Source organism: Brasilonema octagenarum UFV-OR1 (genome assembly GCF_963888615.1).
GTDB lineage: Bacteria > Cyanobacteriota > Cyanobacteriia > Cyanobacteriales > Nostocaceae > Brasilonema > Brasilonema sennae.
The window spans coordinates 1-17,027 of record NZ_CAWPKW010000039.1 but is presented as its reverse complement, the minus strand read 5'-3'; the positions used below and the strand labels follow the sequence as shown (position 1 = coordinate 17,027).

The window sequence follows — 17,027 nt, the reverse complement described above, 5'->3', positions numbered from 1 at the left end:
TTCCCCCCGTTGTAGCACCTGGCGTGAGGGATGCCCGACAGGGCAGGGTGAGGTTTTCCAGAATTCTGGGTAATTTGATGACTTGTGTGTAACCTTGAAACTAAGCATGAAAAATGTAGCGCTACCATTAAATTTATGAACTGTACAACGCGCGGCTTAGTCTTATGTCACAACAAACCCTTTCACCAGTCGCAGACAAACAAACCAAAACAAAAAAGGGTAAGAAGTCACTTCCACCAAAGCTCATCATTAAGCTAGGAAAGTTCGTCTGGACGACTATTTGGCATCTGATGATGTCAAAACTCGCTCCCCGTAACAAGTCAGGCGAGTACATTCGACCAAACAGCGAATTTAGAAACTCTGTTGGGACAGACCAAGGGAATGTGTATCAACCAGCAACAGGACGTTACAATCTCATAGCAGGGCTGGGTTGTCCGTGGGCACATCGTACTCTTGTTGTGCGATCGCTCAAAGGACTTGAACAAGCAATATCGCTGACAATTGTGTCACCCTCCCCAATTGAAGGAGGTTGGGTGTTTAATCAGGAATACGAAGGTTGTCGCACGCTTGCCGAACTTTATGAATTAGCACAACCTGGTTACGGTGGACGCTTTACAGTTCCAGTGTTGTGGGACTCCCAGACAAAGACGATTGTTAACAACGAAAGTGCAGAAATTATTGTGATGCTGAACTCACAATTCAACGAGTTCGCAAACAATCCCACACTAGATCTCTACCCACAGGAACTCAAAGAAAAAATTGACCAATGGAATGAAAGGATTTACACCAGTGTAAATAACGGCGTGTATCGTTGTGGCTTTGCCCAGACACAAGAAGCGTATGATCAAGTTTATCATGAACTGTTCACCACTCTAGATGAAATTGACACAGCATTGAGTGGCAGTCGATACCTTTGTGGCGAGACTGTCACACTGGCAGACGTCCGTTTGTTTACAACGTTATTCCGCTTCGATACTGTTTACTACGCGCTTTTTAAGTGTAACCGCAAAAGAATTCAGGATTATCAGAACCTGGGACCTTACCTGCGTGACTTGTATCAAATCAGAGGTATTGCTGACACCTGCGACTTAGAAAGTGTCAAGCGGGACTACTACGGAAATTTGTTCCCACTCAATCCAGGTGGTATTATCCCATCTGGTCCTGATCCAAAATTTCTTCAAGAACCACATAATCGCGACAAAGTAAACAGTAAACAGTGAACAGTTACCAAAACTAATCCGTACTTACTCTTGATAACTGATAACTGATAACTGATAAAAAGCTTTCTAGTCTGGTTGCAAAGTCGTGCTCAAAGTCACCGCACAATCACTCATCAAAGCTTCTCGCATCGCTTTTTCATCGCTAAAAGTCTCCTGTAAAAGTCGTCCCTCGTAAACAACTTCTACCTGACTGTATTTAAAAGGCCAAGGAGATACTGTGACTTGATAATGGTTGTCTTTAACTTCTTTTAAAGTCAGTTTGATAGTGGTTTCACCGTCAATTGTTGGTACGTGAGAAACATGTGCATCATTACCATTAGTTAATTCTTGACATAAAATGATAGATAGTGCATCCCATATAGCTATCAGCTTTCTATTGCGCTGAATAACTTCTGGTTTTGTGTGTGGTGCATAATATTGGTCATTTTTGAGAAAAGCAATCATTTGTTCTTGGAAGGCATATTCGCCCTCTAAAAACTGCTGCACAATTTGAGAGGAAGTTGCTGAGTTTTGCCAACTTGTAAAGCGTTCATACAAACCTGTTCCGTGAAGTGAGACAAGGAGTCCTACATACCTACTCAGAGGAAGTGCGAGTTGTCTAGCACCAGACCAGATATTTATATGCTCCCGCGTTGGAAGTTCCATAAATTTATGAGGGTAGCCAGTTTTCGGGTTCAGCGTCGGTGCTTGTTCCCAAAACAGCCAACCAATATCATGTAGTTCCGCACCGAGACAGACTTCTTTTTTTGGAGCAAAGTCACCAAAGTCTTCATTTCCCCAAACTTGTGCCAATTGACTTGAAAGCCAAGCATGATTTGGTTGAGTAATGCAAATGAGTCCCTGTTTAGTGAAACGATGCAGCATAAATAAAAACCACGGGAGCATTGTTTTATATCTTTATTGTGAACTAATCACCAAACAAAAAACCTATGTTAAATGAATGTAACCAGGGCTATTTAAATCTTCCATTAGATACTTCTCACGCTTGCTTAGACACCTTTTTGAACCTAGACCTAAAGGTGTGAAAGATGTATATAAAAAAATATGAAACTTAAAATATCGACTTGGAATTTGGTTATGTTCAAGCGACTTTTGTTACTGTTGTGTTGTGCGATCGCTGGTAGTAGTGCTGTTTTATTCTTCTTTTGGCAACAAGCAACTCAGCTACCTACTTGGTACTCAAATCCATCGACAACAGCAAGTCTACCTGCCAAAACAGAGCAAAACGAAACCCAGATTCAACCATCACAACAGCAAGTATTGAGTAAAATTTCTGACCATCTTAAAGGGGCAAATGCCAAACGTGAAGTCCAACTAGATGCGAATGAAGTTAATACGCTGATTCTTTCAGGAATTGCTCAAACGAGTGATAAAAGTCGGCTTGCTCAAGCAGTTGTTAAGACAAATACTCAAATTCAAGATGGCAAAATCTCTGCTGGTGCTGTGATAGATTTCAGAACAATTCCCTTAAATGAGTTACCATCCCAGGAACAAGTTGCGATTTCCAAACTGTTATCAACTGTGCCCATCTTAAAATATCGCCCCGTATACATAGAGGTTGAAGGAAAACCCAAGGTGCACAATAAACAAATCAGCTTGGATGAGACAACCCGCGTTAAGTTGGGCAGTCTCAGCTTGACTCTCTCCGATATGTATCAACGTTTTGGGCTTGACGAAAAACGCCTCAACCAACAAGTTGCAAATGAATCGAAGAAACTTCCAGTGGAGGTGAAAGATGTTGAAGTTATGGGCGATCGCCTAGTCGTTCGTGGTTAGTTCGCCTTTCGCACCTTATAAAGAAATAAAAAAGGAGAACCACTTGGGTAGCTCTCCAGATCATCAGGGTGCATCTACTAAACATAGTATAGCCTTTTTAGGGTGAGGGGTGTCACCCCCTTTTCCTGATTTTTTAGGATTTTTTTTGTAAAGAATTGTTAAGCAGGGGCTTACTGGAAAAATGGAGACGTTAAACCCAACGTCTATACAGAGTTTAGCCGTTCAGCTTTTGTTCCACCAATTGGTTTGTGAGTTTGGGTTCTGCGAGTTTGTTGGTTTTTTTCAGAACTTGTCCCACAAAGAAGCCTTTGAGGTTGGTGTTACCGTTGCGGTACTTTTCTAGTTCTTTGGGATTAGCAGCCATGACTTCATCAATGATAGATTCCAGTACGCTGGGATCAGTGATGAGTTCCTTACCTTTAAACAGTTCTTCAGGAGAAGTCCCACTCAGCAAGTTTGGTAGTTTTTCTTTGGCGATCGCATTGCTAATTTTCCCCTTCTCAATCCGAGTGATCACATCAGCCAGGTTAGCTGGCGTCAAACCTATCTCGGTGATCTTGAGTTTATTTTTGTTGAGGTAAGCGGCGACATCCTGAGTAATCCAGTTCGCAGCAGCTTTGGGATTTCCCCCTGCAGCAATAACCGCTTCAAAATACTCAGCATTTGCACGTTCTTCTGTCAAGACTCGCGCATCATAAGCAGTCAGCCCCAACTCGCTTTCATAATGATGGCGTTTTTGTGCTGGGAGTTCAGGAAGTTGACTGCGCCACTCTTGTAATTGTTCTTCTGAAACTTCGATGGGGGCTAAATCAGGTTCGGGGAAGTAGCGGTAATCGCTAGAACCTTCCTTAATCCGCATACTAATTGTACGTTGAGAACCTTCTTCCCACAGACGAGTTTCTTGTATGATACGTTCGCCAGCTTCTACTGCTGCAGTTTGCCGTTCAATTTCGTATTCAATCGCCCGTTGGATGGCGTTGAACGAGTTCATGTTTTTGATTTCTACTTTCGTGCCAAATTCCTTTTGTCCAACAGGACGCACGGAGATGTTGACATCACAACGCAGAGAACCTTCTTGCATATTCCCGTCGCTGACGCCCAGGTAAAGTAAGATTCGACGCAACTCTTGGGCGTACTCAGCGGCTTCTTGTCCAGAACGCAAGTCTGGTTCCGAAACAATTTCTACTAAAGGTATGCCAGCACGATTGTAATCTACTAGAGAGTAGGTGGAACCGGAAAGGCGATCGCTCCCCGCATGTACCAATTTCCCTGCATCTTCTTCCATATGCAGGCGCGTGATACCAATCTTTTTGCGAACAGGGTTACCGTCAGCGTCTACCAATTCAACTTCTAACCAGCCATGTTCAGCAATGGGTAAGTCGTACTGAGAAATTTGGTAATTTTTGGGTAAGTCAGGATAGAAATATTGCTTGCGATCAAATTTGCTATATTTGGCGATTTGACAATTCAGCGCTAAACCTGCTTTAACAGCATATTCTAGGACTTTTTCATTCAGTACGGGCAAGACACCAGGCAAACCCATGCAAACCGGGTCAATGTTAGTATTGGGGTCAGCACCGAATGCCGTAGAGCTAGAAGAGAAAATTTTGGTTTTGGTGCTGAGTTACAATGGGTTTCCAGACCAATAATCGCCTCGTACTCAGTTTTTACTGGAGCAGCAGATGTCATAAAATCACAAATTGGGAATCCTTCTTTAGGCTACTATTTTAGCTTTATTACGACTTGCTTTGAATGTTTAAATCCTCATGCCTATTGACAGGAAAACCGACCACAAATTACAAAACGATATTTGGGTTGGTTGCTGTTATTCCTTTGCTATCCTTTGCTTTCACCAGTAACATGAGTTAAGGTGCTGAGGTCATTCGGATCGACTTCATAAGCAGCACCAAAGCCGATGACAAAGCGACCTTTGCTTGGTGTCAGTTGAAAAATCCGGAAGTCTGATAAATCCCGCAATATCTGAATCATTTCTCCAAAACGCGCTTCAAAGCTATCTACAATTTGCTTCCACAACTCAGTCTCACGTTCTACTAAGGTAGCTGTACAGTCAAAGGTGAGGCGGCGACGGGCAAAAATTTGTTTAGTTTGAGACTCATCATCAATAAATAATACGCTTGCTTTGGGGACAGCATGAAGATTTTGAGTATGAGTAGAAAGACCACTAACATAAATGTAAATATTTTTACTTTTATCTATCACAAAAGGAGCATAGCTCGCATTAGGAGTGTTATCAGTACTCACGGTGCTGATCATCAGACTTTGGAAAGAGTCTGTGAAACTTTGATAGGCGGCGAGGGCGGTTTCAAATTGGGACATAGATGATACAACCTATAGATAAAAAAGTAGTTTCTATATGAAGGTTTGAAAAGTGTCCTAAATAGCAGAATTTTCTGGAACTTCGCCGGAACCATCTGTAGTCTTATACCCAGAAGGGATTAAAAAATAACAGGGGTTTAGCAATGTTTACTAATTTGGCTTTGATTGCTTTTGTGATTCTGTCTGCACCAGTTATCTGTCGGACAACAGAGGTTAAAAACACAAGAAGAACTAAATAGTTATTAGATTTAGATTATTTATATGCAACCCAAGTAAAACTTATAAGTAACTTGGTAAAAAAATAAGTCTATGAAAATACAGGCTAATATATGCAGGTTGCATATATTAGCCCTATCAAAAAACTTAAGCAGCAACAGGTTCCAACAACTGAATGTTAGAAAAGATAATTTCCTGAATAGATGGTTGTGCTGCTGTCTGGGTACGAATTTCTCGGCGATTTAGAATAAAGTAATCACCAACTTTTTCGTACTCATCTGTAAACTCGCTTCTTCCGCCCTTTTGTTCACCAGTTTTTGGATCGTGGTAAACAGAATCATATTGGTGGGACAGGTAACCTTCTCCGGTCTCATGACTGCTGAAAGTGTTAATCGTCACAACAACACCGTGGATATGACGGTGAACGAGACACACTTCATTATTGCGGAGTTTATAGTGATCGCCCTCAGACTTTCCGCCTAGAAAAATTTCAATTGCACCAGTTTCGTCAGTCTGACCATAGCGAAATGTATTCTCGCCGTGGGTTTGTTCAAAGGAGCGACGAACGCGGTGAATCGCTATCTCCCATGCTTGATTGTGAATCACTTGCTTTGCCTGGTCATCTTCTATCTCAAAAACTTCCGCTTTGAGATTTGAGTTGATACGAACTTTACCTGTAAACACCTGCTCGTCTTGCTTATAAGTTACATCTGCGGTGTAGCCAGGGAAGTTTGTTTCCCAAGTGTAACGGTTTTCGTAAGCAGCACGAAAAAGTTCTTGAGCAGAAACTTGTGTTACTGTCATTGTTTCTCCTATATATCACCAGTTATATTAGCTTTTTACCTTTGCTGCTATTAGCATAGAAGTAATTATTAAGTTTCGCATAGACCCCAAGTGGGTACACCTATGGAAAAGTCTCTCCAAACTGTATTTCAGGAAATAGCTTCTGTGAGCAATGAGCAAGAATTACGACTAGCTCTGGTAGATACAGTGGCGGAGTATTTTGGCGTGCAGCATTGGGGGATCCATCTGTTGGATGAGCCGTTGCTAACAGAGATAGATGTTCAGGATGTTCCTGGTGTGTGTATGGAAAGCAATCCGGTTGGACGCTACGTGGTTGAACGTCATGCACCTGCTCACGAGCAATTGGTGTTACCAACAGGAGACTGGAAGCATTTTTGCTCCCGCCATGATCATGAACACGTGATGAGTGGACCAATTGTCTGTGATGGTCGTCTTGTGGGAACGCTTAATCTTGCTCGTGCGAGTGGAACTCCTGCTTTTAACGTCAATGATCTTGCGGACATGAGTGCTTTATGCCTTCATGTTTCCGCAAAACTCGCAACTTTACGCGCAAAACCAAAAACATCTGTTTCCCCGTTAGTCAGTCGTCTGACTCCCCGTGAGTTAGAAATTGCCGAGTTGGTAGCGCGGGGGTTAACGAATGGGGAAATTGGCGAAAAACTTTGGATCACACAAAATTCTGTGAAGCAAGCGCTCAAACGCATGTTCCGCAAGTTGGAAGTTTCAGCTCGTGCTGAAATGGTCGCCAAGCTACAAGATATGGTATCAGTTATCAGTTAACTGATAACTGATAACTGTTAACTGTTAACTGTTAACTGTTACGATTCTGGTCCAGAAGCCCAAGTATCACGCCATTTGACAGTACCTTCTTTTGCAATCACCCAGCGACGATTCATCAGATTTTCGCGCAGAGGCGATTTCCCTTCTCGCCACAGAGCATATTTATAGCTGATGAGCTTACCAGCACTTTCGTTAAAGGGTATCTCCGCAAACCAAGTGTTCGTGTTAATATACTCCAAGGGGTATGCTTTGCTTATATCCCAGTTGCCTAATTCAGGACAATCTCCAATAACAACGATGGTTTCACCTGGTAGAGTCTGTACACCATTGAGTTGGACTCGCACAATGGTTTCCCCTTTCACCCGTTCTCCAACACGGCTTAAGACGATAGCGCCTCGCTCTTCAAGGTGCAAGTCATAAATTTTACCGTCTTTCACTTCATACTTATTGCGAGTTATTATACAAGTGTGTTCTCCATCAGGCAGTTCTGTTTCGACTTCTGGTATCGTGACTTCTCCTCCTCTATTAAGTGCTACAAAGCACAAGGACTCACGATAGCGACGTACGTAGCAGTAAACATCGGGTGTAAGATATTTTTTCCATTGGCTACCCATCGACATCGCTGGATTGAGTCGCCGTAAGCCAGAAAGTAACCTGATATTACGATAAATTTCACTATCGGTATCCCAATTTTCCATCATTGGGCGGTTGTAGGGATCATTACCACCATTGGTGTCGTCGTGAAGATATTGTTCTGTACCGTAATAAATGCAAGGAATACCACGACACGTCATAATCAGAACAATTCCCACTTTCAGCATCGCTGGATCTGGGTTTAGCGATTGAAAACGGGGCATATCGTGGTTGTCAATGAAGGTAATTAATTCTGTCGCCCCGTTGTAGCGATAATCCTGATCAAATATGTCTTGAACGACTTGAAATCCAGCATCCGCACCTTGTGCTAACGCTTCCCGAATTGCTCCGCACAGCCCAAAGTCTAAAAGCGTCATCCCAGAGTTATTGGCATAGTCAACAGAACGCTCATCATTGGGATGGTTGTAAATCCATTCACCAAAAATGAACACATCTGGCTTGTGATTGTACATATCACCAGTGAATTCCTGCCAAAACCAGATGGGCATATGTTTGACAGTGTCCACCCGCAGTACATCCACACCCCGGTCTAGCCATTGCTTAATTGCTGACTTGATATAATTGCGATATTCAATATTGTTTTCGTTAAAAGTTGCAAGACCACAAAGTTCACAGTTTTGTACTTGCCATTCATCTTCCCAGTCTTGCACTTCGCCATAGTGATGATACCAGTGCTGCTCATCATCGTTGAAGTCAGCTATTTTGACCCCATCATCATACAATTCTCCTTTGCTTCCACTGAAATCGGGTGAACTGTGATTGCAAACAATATCGAGCACCAACTTCATCTTGCGCTTGTGCAGCTCATCAAGTAATTTATCAAATGTTGTATTTCTTGTTTCCTGTGTTTCGTTTAAAGAAGGGTTTTCATCTGTTGCAATAAAGCGAGGATTAATCCGCTTAAAGTCTTTTGTCCAATACCCATGTATCGCTGCATTGCCAACAAACAAGTCTTCAACTTGTTCAAACAAAGGAGTTAACCAAATTGCAGTCACTCCCATGCTCTTGAGATAGTCTAACTTATCAATAACACCTTGCAAGTCACCACCCCAGTACTTGCCCCAATCTTGTTTGGTTGGGTCATACAGTTCTGAGTTAGAACCTTCGCTGTTTTCTGGATCGCCATCATGAAAACGATCCACAACAACAAAGTAAATCGTTTCCTGACGAAATTCAATATCTCTGGTATAAAGAAATTCTAGATCAATTTCTGTCTCTGATGGCGGTGTTTCTATAATGGCTGAGACTTCTGCCTCTACATCTTCTACCTTGTATTGCTCTTCTGAAAACAGCGATGGAGGGGTATTTACCATATGAAAATGAAAAATCCTACATAAATAAGGTTTGCAGACCCATGACCAATAGACTTTTAAGGATCATGTGCCACTACAAATAAGGGTATTATCTAGTCTTTTTTTGGAAAAAAATATCTATCTCTAGCTAGTTTATAAATATATCTATAGTAAGATTTAGAAGAGCAATACGCCAGCCTAATCTTTGCACTCATCACTCATTATGAAGCTGAAAAAGCAGTATCAATGTTAATTTGATACCTTCTTTATTGAAAGAATAGTATAATTTATACACAAACAAATCTTATTTTAACTTGTAACAAATGACTATCTCAGAACAACCTGTTTAAGCTGTTGTTCAAAGTATGGCAAGTCCAGTCAGTAGAAACGCCGTAGAGGCTATAAGTTTGGCTAGGTATAAGGGAGAACAATATTTCTCTTATACCCACAAACTTTTTGTCAATAACTTCTATTGAGACACACTACTAGTTACTTTCGGTTGGTCTAGATAGGCATAAACGAGCTTAGAAACTTGACTAATAAAGTCTCTGGCTCTTGTATCACCAAAAGGTCTTTTCACCAAAATGCCTGCTAAATATCGCTTACCGGATGGTAACTCAATGATCCCTGCATCCCCAAGGAGAACTCCAAGAGTTCCTGTTTTGTGAGCAATGACTGCACCTTTACCAAGTCCAGCTGGTAGCAATCTTTTGTTTTCCACGCGACGCATGATTCCCAAAGCCTGGGAGTGGCTTGTACTACTAAGCAACTTGTTATTTGCAACTAACGCCGAGAGTCTGACTAAGTCTTTGGGACTGGTTGTGTTAGTCCCCTTAAAGTCGCCTAACTGACGACGAATCACAGTGTTTTGCAATCCCCAACTACGAAACCGCTCGTTTAACTTAGCCATACCACCTAAACGGTCAATAATCATATTGGTGGCAGTATTATCACTTATAGTAATCATCTTTGTAGCAGTATCTAAAACACTCAGTTTGGTTCCCACAGGTTTGAACTGCAAGACTCCAGAACCTTCAGCTTCAGACTTCAAGTCACGCCGCACGACTAAGGTTTCATTCAGCTTGACTCTACCTGCATCAACCTCCTGAAATAAAGCAACTAGAATTGGAAACTTAATGGTGCTAGCAGCTGGAAATACCTTCTCTCCATTGAAGTCCAAATAGTTGCCTGTGTCCAAATCTAGAAAAAACATTCCTGGTGAGAGAAAGCTGTAGCGAGCCATCAGTGTTTTCAGTGGAGAACTGAGCTGCAACAATTCCTTCCCCAAGGGGACAACTCCAGCAAAGGTCGAAATAGCACCGATTTGGAGGGGAATTTGTTCTTCTCCAACGCTGGTATTTACGACTGTCGCTTGTGCATCACCGATAGCTGCACGCTCAATTGAGGAGAATTTTACTATCCAATGTGAGGAAGAATCTCCCTGAATCAATAATTTTTCTGGGGAAACTGTGTAACCAGGCGCTAATTCAACAACTAATCTGGTTGTCTCGGAGTCTACTTGTCCAAGCCGAATCTCTCGAATTGCTGAGCCAAGATTTTTACGGATTGTATTCTCGTTTAGATTTGTTGTTCCTGGCAAATCAATAACAAGTCTCATCGGGTTATTGATTAAAAAAGCTTTTGGTTGTACTCCAGAATCAGTAGTTATATCTAGTTGATTTTGAACGGGGTCGAAATACCAAGATTGCAAGCGAGCCGCTTTGACTGGAGAAGATAACAGTACAATACTGACGACGCTAGCTAACAGGAAACTAAGTCTCATCCGTGTGATTTTTGTGAGCGATAGTAGGATTGTTATGGACAATTTTTCCAGATTTTTATGCCCTTATCCGGAAAAAAAGTACATTAAACTGTAATTATTTCTAATTAGTTGCTTTACCGCAAGTGACTTTAGTAACAGAAAACTGACTTATTTGTGTTATCCCCGAAATTAACAACGGTTTTTCCACATAAAAAAAATCTTGGGAACATTCATTTGGCTATATCAGTCTATAGAGAAGTTGTTTGTAATCCGCAACAAATCAAATAAACAAGGGCAACCTTGATGCTAGGAGGATGTGTTGTGTCTCGCTTCAAAAAATAACTTCCGAAAAAGCCTTACAAAAAAACCATCCTGCCCGATGACAAATCTCTCAAGAGTTGAGATAGAAGTCTTGATTGAGGGTATTCATATCAACAAGTGAATGAAAAGTTGTCCTAGACTCTCTAAATTGTACGAGATAAAATTTTATCTTTTTTTATCTTTTTTTATTGCCGCATACCAAATATGTAATTTTTTTATATTTTAGTGCAGATCTCAGTACTACAAATTGACAAAGATAGGATGATCCCAAGCAAGGCGCTTTTTTATAACTAATAAATTGGGTTATTAAGAGTTAAAAGTTCCTTATTTGTAGGAGTAAATTCACAAATTCAATAAAAGTGCCAGGTCAGATGAACATATTACCAAAAATCGGGATAAAAACGCAAATATTCAGCATTTTTTCAGCATAAAATCATGAAAATCTCATTCTTTTGAGATAAAAACTATATCATATTTCTATTTGTATACTACTCATGATATAAGACATTTCAGTTATTTTTGGATACAATCACAAAAGTAGTTTGGATTTTGCGATCGCTACCCAACCTACAATTCTTCTTAACTGAACTATATTGGCTCAGCTTTGAATGATTTCATCAATATTATGTTAGTAAAATCTTCCGATATACTACGTTAACTCTATTGATTATTAGGAAAATAGAGAAAAATTATTCTTATAAAAAGTATTGCTATTACATTCTAAATCTGCAATAGTAATGGGTTAAACCCTATATCCAGAAATCAAGACATTAACAAAATGTTAACAACATATTTGAAAATTCTTAATGATCATTATCAAGCTCTCAACAATGAGGGTAAAGATGTCATTCAAGGATTAACTCAAACACCAAAAAGTTTACCTCCCAAATATTTTTACGATGATCGCGGCTCGGAATTATTTGAACAAATATGTGAATTACCAGAATATTATCCAACACGAACAGAAGCGTGGATTTTGCGTCAACATGCCGATGAAATTGCTCAGATAACAGGTGCTTGTGAACTAGTAGAATTAGGCAGTGGCAGTTCTACCAAAACCAGGTTTTTATTAGATGCTTACCAAAAAATCCCACGTTCCTGTAAATATATACCGGTTGATGTTAGTGAGGGAATCCTCAAAAGTAGCGTGCTACAGCTACAACAAAAATATGCCCAGTTGTCGATTGAGGGCTTAATAGGAACTTACGAACAAGCCTTAGCAAAACTAGAATCGATTAGCGTGCCATCACGGATGATTTTTTTCCTGGGAAGTTCAATAGGGAATTTTACAGCACAAGAGTGCAACAGATTTTTGAGGCAAATTGCCCGCACTTTAAAAACCGGTGATTATTTTCTCCTTGGCATTGATTTACAAAAACCCAAGGATATTTTAGAAGCGGCTTATAACGATAGTCAAGGAGTAACGGCTGCTTTTAATTTGAATATGCTCTCCCATTTGAATTGGCGTTTCCAGGGTAATTTCGATTTGAATTTATTTACCCATGAAGCTATTTATAATCAAGCACAGACTCAGATAGAAATGTATCTTCATTGCCTTGAAAGTCATTGGGTGTCCCTAGAAACTCTAAATGTAAATGTTTTCTTTGAAGTTGGGGAAAGCATTCTCACGGAAATTTCTCGCAAGTTCGATTTAGTAACTATCCAAAAAGAACTTGAGTTACAAGGACTTAAAACACTGAAAATTTGGACTGATCCCAATCAGTGGTTTGGGTTAATTCTTTGCCAAGCTTAAATCTTCCTTCCGAAAACTTAAAGCGGATAAAAATCCCTAGCGTCCTACTTCCACAGCAATTTCGTGAAAGCATGAATACTCTTAAATCTGTTTATCCTCCAAAGCTTGATAATTGCAATAACCAAGTTATCCTCAATTACTTTGAGAATGCTTGGCAACTGGAAGATATTCTGATGAAAAGTCTGGTTGGAGAAGATACATTCTATCTCAATCCTGATCCTCTGAGAAATCCTCTGATTTTTTATCTGGGACATTCGGCTGTTTTTTACATCAATAAATTAATTCGCGTTGGTTTGTTAAAAAAACACCTCAATCCTGACTATGAAATTATCTTTGAAATTGGGGTTGATCCTGAAATACCACAGGAGTTAAATCAAGCGATCGCTCATCTTGAATGGCCCCAAGTTACAGAGGTTTGGCAATATCGAGAACAAGCCTATGAAATGATTGCAGAACTGATTAAGAAAACACCCATCACGAATCCTATCCATCCAAATCATCCTCTTTGGGCTTTAATGATGGGGATAGAACACCAGCGTATTCACATTGAAACCTCTTCGGTGTTAATTCGCCAATTGTCTGTAGAGAGAGTCAAACGTCCCCAAAACTGGAAATATGCCCCTTTTAATGGTTACACTCCTCAGAATGAAATGATAGAGGTTGCTGGTGGAGTCGTGAAAATAGGCAAAGCCTATGATGATCCAACCTACGGATGGGATATTGAGTATGGCGATCGCACTGTTGAAGTTGCACCTTTTTTAGCCAGTAAATATCTAATTACCAACGCCGAATTTATCTACTTTGTTAAGTCAGGTGGCTACGAAAATCAAGATTATTGGGATGAAGAATCTTGGAATTGGAAAACTCAATACAATATTCAACATCCCAAATTTTGGCTACATGAAAATGGTAGCTATAAATATCGAGCCATGTTTGATGAAATGGACTTACCTTTAGATTGGCCTGTGGAAGTCAATCACTATGAAGCAATGGCTTACTGTCATTGGAAAGGCAATCAGACTCGTTTAATGAGTGAAGCAGAGTACCATTTAGCTACTTACGGTAATACTTTGTTAGAAGATGATGTAGATAATTACAATCTTAATTTAAAATTTGGCTCACCGAATCCAGTCGGGATGTTAGAAACAGCAAAAAGTTACTCTGGACTGTACGATTTGCGGGGCAATGTTTGGGAATGGTTGAGTGATAATTTAAACCCACTTTCAGGATATAAACCTCATTATCTTTATGAAGATAATTCTGCTATATTTTTCGATACAAAACATCACATGATGTTAGGAGGATGTTGGATAACTAACGGCACAGAAGCTTTGAAATATTACCGCAACTGGTTCCGTCCCAATTTCTATCAACACGCAGGTTTTAGGATTGTTCAAGGCATTTAGAAATCCAAAAATATCGTAAGTTTAGACATGAGACTTCTTGCAAAAGTGAGATGTTACAAGATTTTGTTAAGAGTTAAGAGTTTCCAACTTCTGCAAGAGGTCTCATATAAAGTGCATCTATGGCACTTTACGGGCAAGCTATCATGGAGAATTGGTATAAGTCTTTAAATTGCACGAGAGAACTTTTTCTCTTGTTTGATTGTGTGCATATCAAAGATGACAGCAATGTTTCGTATGAGTAGTCTACCGATTTCTGTGACACTAATGTGGTTTCTTGATAGCCTAACCAATCCATCTGCTTCTAAACTCTTCAAAACTTCTAATTCCTGAGAGAAATAGTCGTCAAAAATGATATGGTACTTGTCTTCAACATCTTGCTTATACAGTTGAAAATGGCACATGATGCTCATGATCACATCGCGTCTGAGAATATCATCCCAAGTAAGTTTGATACCTTTACTAATAGGTAGAATATCTGTGTCAATTGCCTGATAGTAATCCTTTAATTGCTTGTGATTTTGGGCGTAGGTATCTTCTAGCATACTGATGGATGTGGCACCAAAACCAAAGAGTTCTGCTTGTCCTTGAGTTGTGTAGCCTTGGAAGTTGCGTTTGAGAGTGCGATCGCCCTGTGCAATTGCTAATTCATCATTAGATTTGGCAAAATGATCCATGCCAATAAATAAATATTGGTGATTCGTCAACTCCTCAACTGTCATCTTCAAAATTTCTAACTTTTCCTGCGCTGGCGGTAGTGCTTCTACTGGTATGTTTTTTTGGACTGCTTTCAGCCAAGGGACATAAGCAAAGTTAAAAACAGCAATCCTGTCTGGGTTTAATTCAATTGTTTTTTTCAGCGTTTCTTGAAATGTCTGGACGGTTTGATATGGTAGACCATAGATAAGGTCTACATTCACGCTGTCAAACTTCGCTTCTTTAATCGCACTCATCACATCAAACAGCATTTCTTCTGGCTGGACGCGATTGACTGCGACTTGCACTTGACGATTAAAATCTTGGATACCAAAACTAATGCGGTTAAACCCAATTTCTTTCAAAAAGAAAATGTAGTTTTTATCGATATAGCGGGGATTAATCTCAATAGAAATTTCTGCTGTCTGGCTCAGGCTGAAGTTTTTCTTGATATTTTTCCATAAAAATTCTACTTGTTCAAGGCTTAAATAATTAGGGGTTCCGCCACCCCAGTGAATCTGATCGACTTTTCTATCTCGGTCAATGAAGCTGGCTGTTTTCTTGATGTCGCGAACCAGATACTCCACGTATGGTTGAGCAATATTCTTGTTGTTTGAAATGACTACGTTACAACCGCAAAAGTAACAAGCACTTTGGCAAAAGGGTATATGGAAATACAAAGAAAGGGGAGTTTTTCTTTGATTTGAGGTGGCGATCGCTGCTTGAAAGTCGCTTGGGGTAAATGCTTCTGTTAATTGTGTTGCTGGTGGATAGCTAGTGTATCTGGGTACAGGAGCATCGTACTTTTTGATGATATCGAAATCAAATTTTACACCAGGAATTTGATAAACCATTGAGTTGCTTCCAATCAAATGAACGTATAGAATAGCGTCAGAATCTCATAGATAAATCATCTAATATACGCGTTCAAAAATCCGTTATTCATGCACCTTGATCAAGGCAGTCATATCTATAAATTTAGATTTTATTGTTTTTTGCAAAAATTTAGTTTAGCGTTATTTCTCACTCCAGATAGACACAGATAGACGCAGATAAATTATCTGTGTCTATCTGTGGTTTTATTTTCAAAACATTGACTTTTGCATCAGGTCTAATTTTTAGGCTGTACTGAGTTCGGTACTACCAGTGTTATTAGTATTACTTAAGGTATTGAACATGGTTTGACCAATTGCTTGGATGAGGGTTTGTTCTAACTCCTGAACCATTTGCATATTTAGGTGAAACGCGTTGTTTGCTTCTGCAACAATCTTGTCGGCGGTTGCATCGTCTATTGGCAGTTCATCTAACGTTTGACGATACTTGTCCTTAAATGCTTTCTTGTCTGGAATTTGGTCAAAATTGTAGAAAGATGTGCCTTCATATCCGGAAAGCTTCAAGACTGACTGAGCAACTTTTTGCAACATTTGACCACCAGACAAGTCACCCATGTAGCGAGTATAGGCATGACCTATTAATAACGCAGGTTCCTTGGCAGAGAGTTCATGAATGCGGCTGATGTGAGTCTGAGCAGCTTTTGAAGGTGTTATTTTTTTTCTCCAGTCTTGTCCATAATAAAATTCTAAGTCTTTTTCCAAATGAGCTTTGCGATTGAGTTCTTTAAAGTACACACCATTGATTAAAGAATTGTCTTTGTGACGTTCTAATGCTGCTTCTAGTGCGGTATAGATGTAATACAAGTTACCTAAAAATTTTGCAAAGCAGTCTCTATCGACAACTCCTTTAACAAAACATTTCATAAATCCCACATTTTCAATTGCTGCATGAGCCTGCTGTGTTCCGCAGCGAAGTTTTTGGGCTAGATTGCTACTCATCGTTAAAATTGTTCTCGTCCAAATAAAATACGTACCCAAACAAGGGTTTGATTTATTGAAGTTTCGGATTTTCGCAGAATTCCCAGTGTAAGGCTTTAACTGTTTACTGAGATCTTGCACCATCATTTTCGTCCGCCAAGAAATAAATTTCTTGGCTCAAAGTTCAAGTCCGTTAAAACGG

The 17,027-nt window shown here is 40.0% G+C and carries 12 protein-coding genes and 1 pseudogene; 5 read left to right on the top strand and 8 right to left on the bottom strand.

Features of this window, described 5'->3' with window-relative positions; translation table 11 throughout:
* Positions 1-164 precede the first annotated feature (164 nt).
* Complete coding sequence (locus tag AC5590_RS02465) at positions 165-1,220, top strand: glutathione S-transferase family protein (protein ID WP_169268115.1); 1,056 nt, start codon at positions 165-167, stop codon at positions 1,218-1,220.
* Between the two features lie 66 nt (positions 1,221-1,286).
* Here the strand turns inward: AC5590_RS02465 and AC5590_RS02460 are convergent, their stop codons facing one another.
* On the bottom strand, positions 1,287-2,084 hold the full coding sequence (locus AC5590_RS02460) for a DUF3891 family protein (RefSeq protein ID WP_169268117.1): 798 nt from the start codon (positions 2,082-2,084) through the stop codon (positions 1,287-1,289).
* Between the two features lie 180 nt (positions 2,085-2,264).
* Here AC5590_RS02460 and AC5590_RS02455 point away from each other — a divergent pair, with 180 nt between their 5' ends.
* Positions 2,265-2,996, top strand: coding sequence for a hypothetical protein (locus tag AC5590_RS02455; protein ID WP_248277392.1), 732 nt, complete (start codon positions 2,265-2,267; stop codon positions 2,994-2,996).
* 214 nt (positions 2,997-3,210) lie between these two features.
* Here the strand turns inward: AC5590_RS02455 and gatB are convergent.
* The 3 genes and pseudogenes from gatB to AC5590_RS02440 all read right to left on the bottom strand — a co-directional run bounded on the left by gatB (position 3,211) and on the right by AC5590_RS02440 (position 6,353).
* Positions 3,211-4,685 (bottom strand): annotated as a pseudogene (gene gatB, locus AC5590_RS02450) (Asp-tRNA(Asn)/Glu-tRNA(Gln) amidotransferase subunit GatB).
* A 147-nt stretch (positions 4,686-4,832) separates the two neighbouring features.
* On the bottom strand, positions 4,833-5,333 hold the full coding sequence (locus AC5590_RS02445) for a HugZ family pyridoxamine 5'-phosphate oxidase (protein WP_169268114.1): 501 nt from the start codon (positions 5,331-5,333) through the stop codon (positions 4,833-4,835).
* Between the two features lie 363 nt (positions 5,334-5,696).
* Positions 5,697-6,353, bottom strand: a complete 657-nt coding sequence (locus AC5590_RS02440) for a DUF3386 domain-containing protein (protein ID WP_169268113.1) — start codon at positions 6,351-6,353, stop codon at positions 5,697-5,699.
* Between the two features lie 102 nt (positions 6,354-6,455).
* On the opposite strand from AC5590_RS02440, the gene AC5590_RS02435 reads away from it, so the two are divergent.
* The gene (locus AC5590_RS02435) at positions 6,456-7,133 is read left to right on the top strand and encodes a helix-turn-helix transcriptional regulator (protein ID WP_169268112.1); all 678 of its coding nucleotides are present in this window, start codon (positions 6,456-6,458) and stop codon (positions 7,131-7,133) included.
* 38 nt (positions 7,134-7,171) lie between these two features.
* On the opposite strand, the gene AC5590_RS02430 is transcribed toward AC5590_RS02435, so the two are convergent.
* A complete protein-coding gene (locus tag AC5590_RS02430; RefSeq protein ID WP_169268111.1) occupies positions 7,172-9,100 on the bottom strand; it encodes an alpha-amylase family glycosyl hydrolase in 1,929 nt (642 codons plus the stop codon).
* Between the two features lie 448 nt (positions 9,101-9,548).
* Positions 9,549-10,862 carry a serine hydrolase gene (locus tag AC5590_RS02425; RefSeq protein WP_169268110.1) on the bottom strand — a complete coding sequence of 438 codons (1,314 nt, stop codon included), beginning with the start codon at positions 10,860-10,862 and terminating at the stop codon, positions 9,549-9,551.
* 1,078 nt (positions 10,863-11,940) lie between these two features.
* Between AC5590_RS02425 and egtD the strand changes: the two genes are divergently transcribed.
* Positions 11,941-12,915 carry an L-histidine N(alpha)-methyltransferase gene (egtD, locus tag AC5590_RS02420; RefSeq protein WP_169268109.1) on the top strand — a complete coding sequence of 325 codons (975 nt, stop codon included), beginning with the start codon at positions 11,941-11,943 and terminating at the stop codon, positions 12,913-12,915.
* Between the two features lie 71 nt (positions 12,916-12,986).
* Positions 12,987-14,321, top strand: a complete 1,335-nt coding sequence (ovoA, locus tag AC5590_RS02415) for a 5-histidylcysteine sulfoxide synthase (protein WP_169268108.1) — start codon at positions 12,987-12,989, stop codon at positions 14,319-14,321.
* Positions 14,322-14,485: 164 nt separating this feature from the next.
* On the opposite strand, the gene hemN is transcribed toward ovoA, so the two are convergent.
* Positions 14,486-15,868: an oxygen-independent coproporphyrinogen III oxidase gene (gene hemN, locus AC5590_RS02410; protein WP_169268107.1), complete on the bottom strand. Its 1,383-nt coding sequence runs from the start codon at positions 15,866-15,868 to the stop codon at positions 14,486-14,488.
* Between the two features lie 264 nt (positions 15,869-16,132).
* Positions 16,133-16,846, bottom strand: coding sequence for a biliverdin-producing heme oxygenase (locus AC5590_RS02405; RefSeq protein WP_169268106.1), 714 nt, complete (start codon positions 16,844-16,846; stop codon positions 16,133-16,135).
* Between the last annotated feature and the right edge of the window lie 181 nt (positions 16,847-17,027).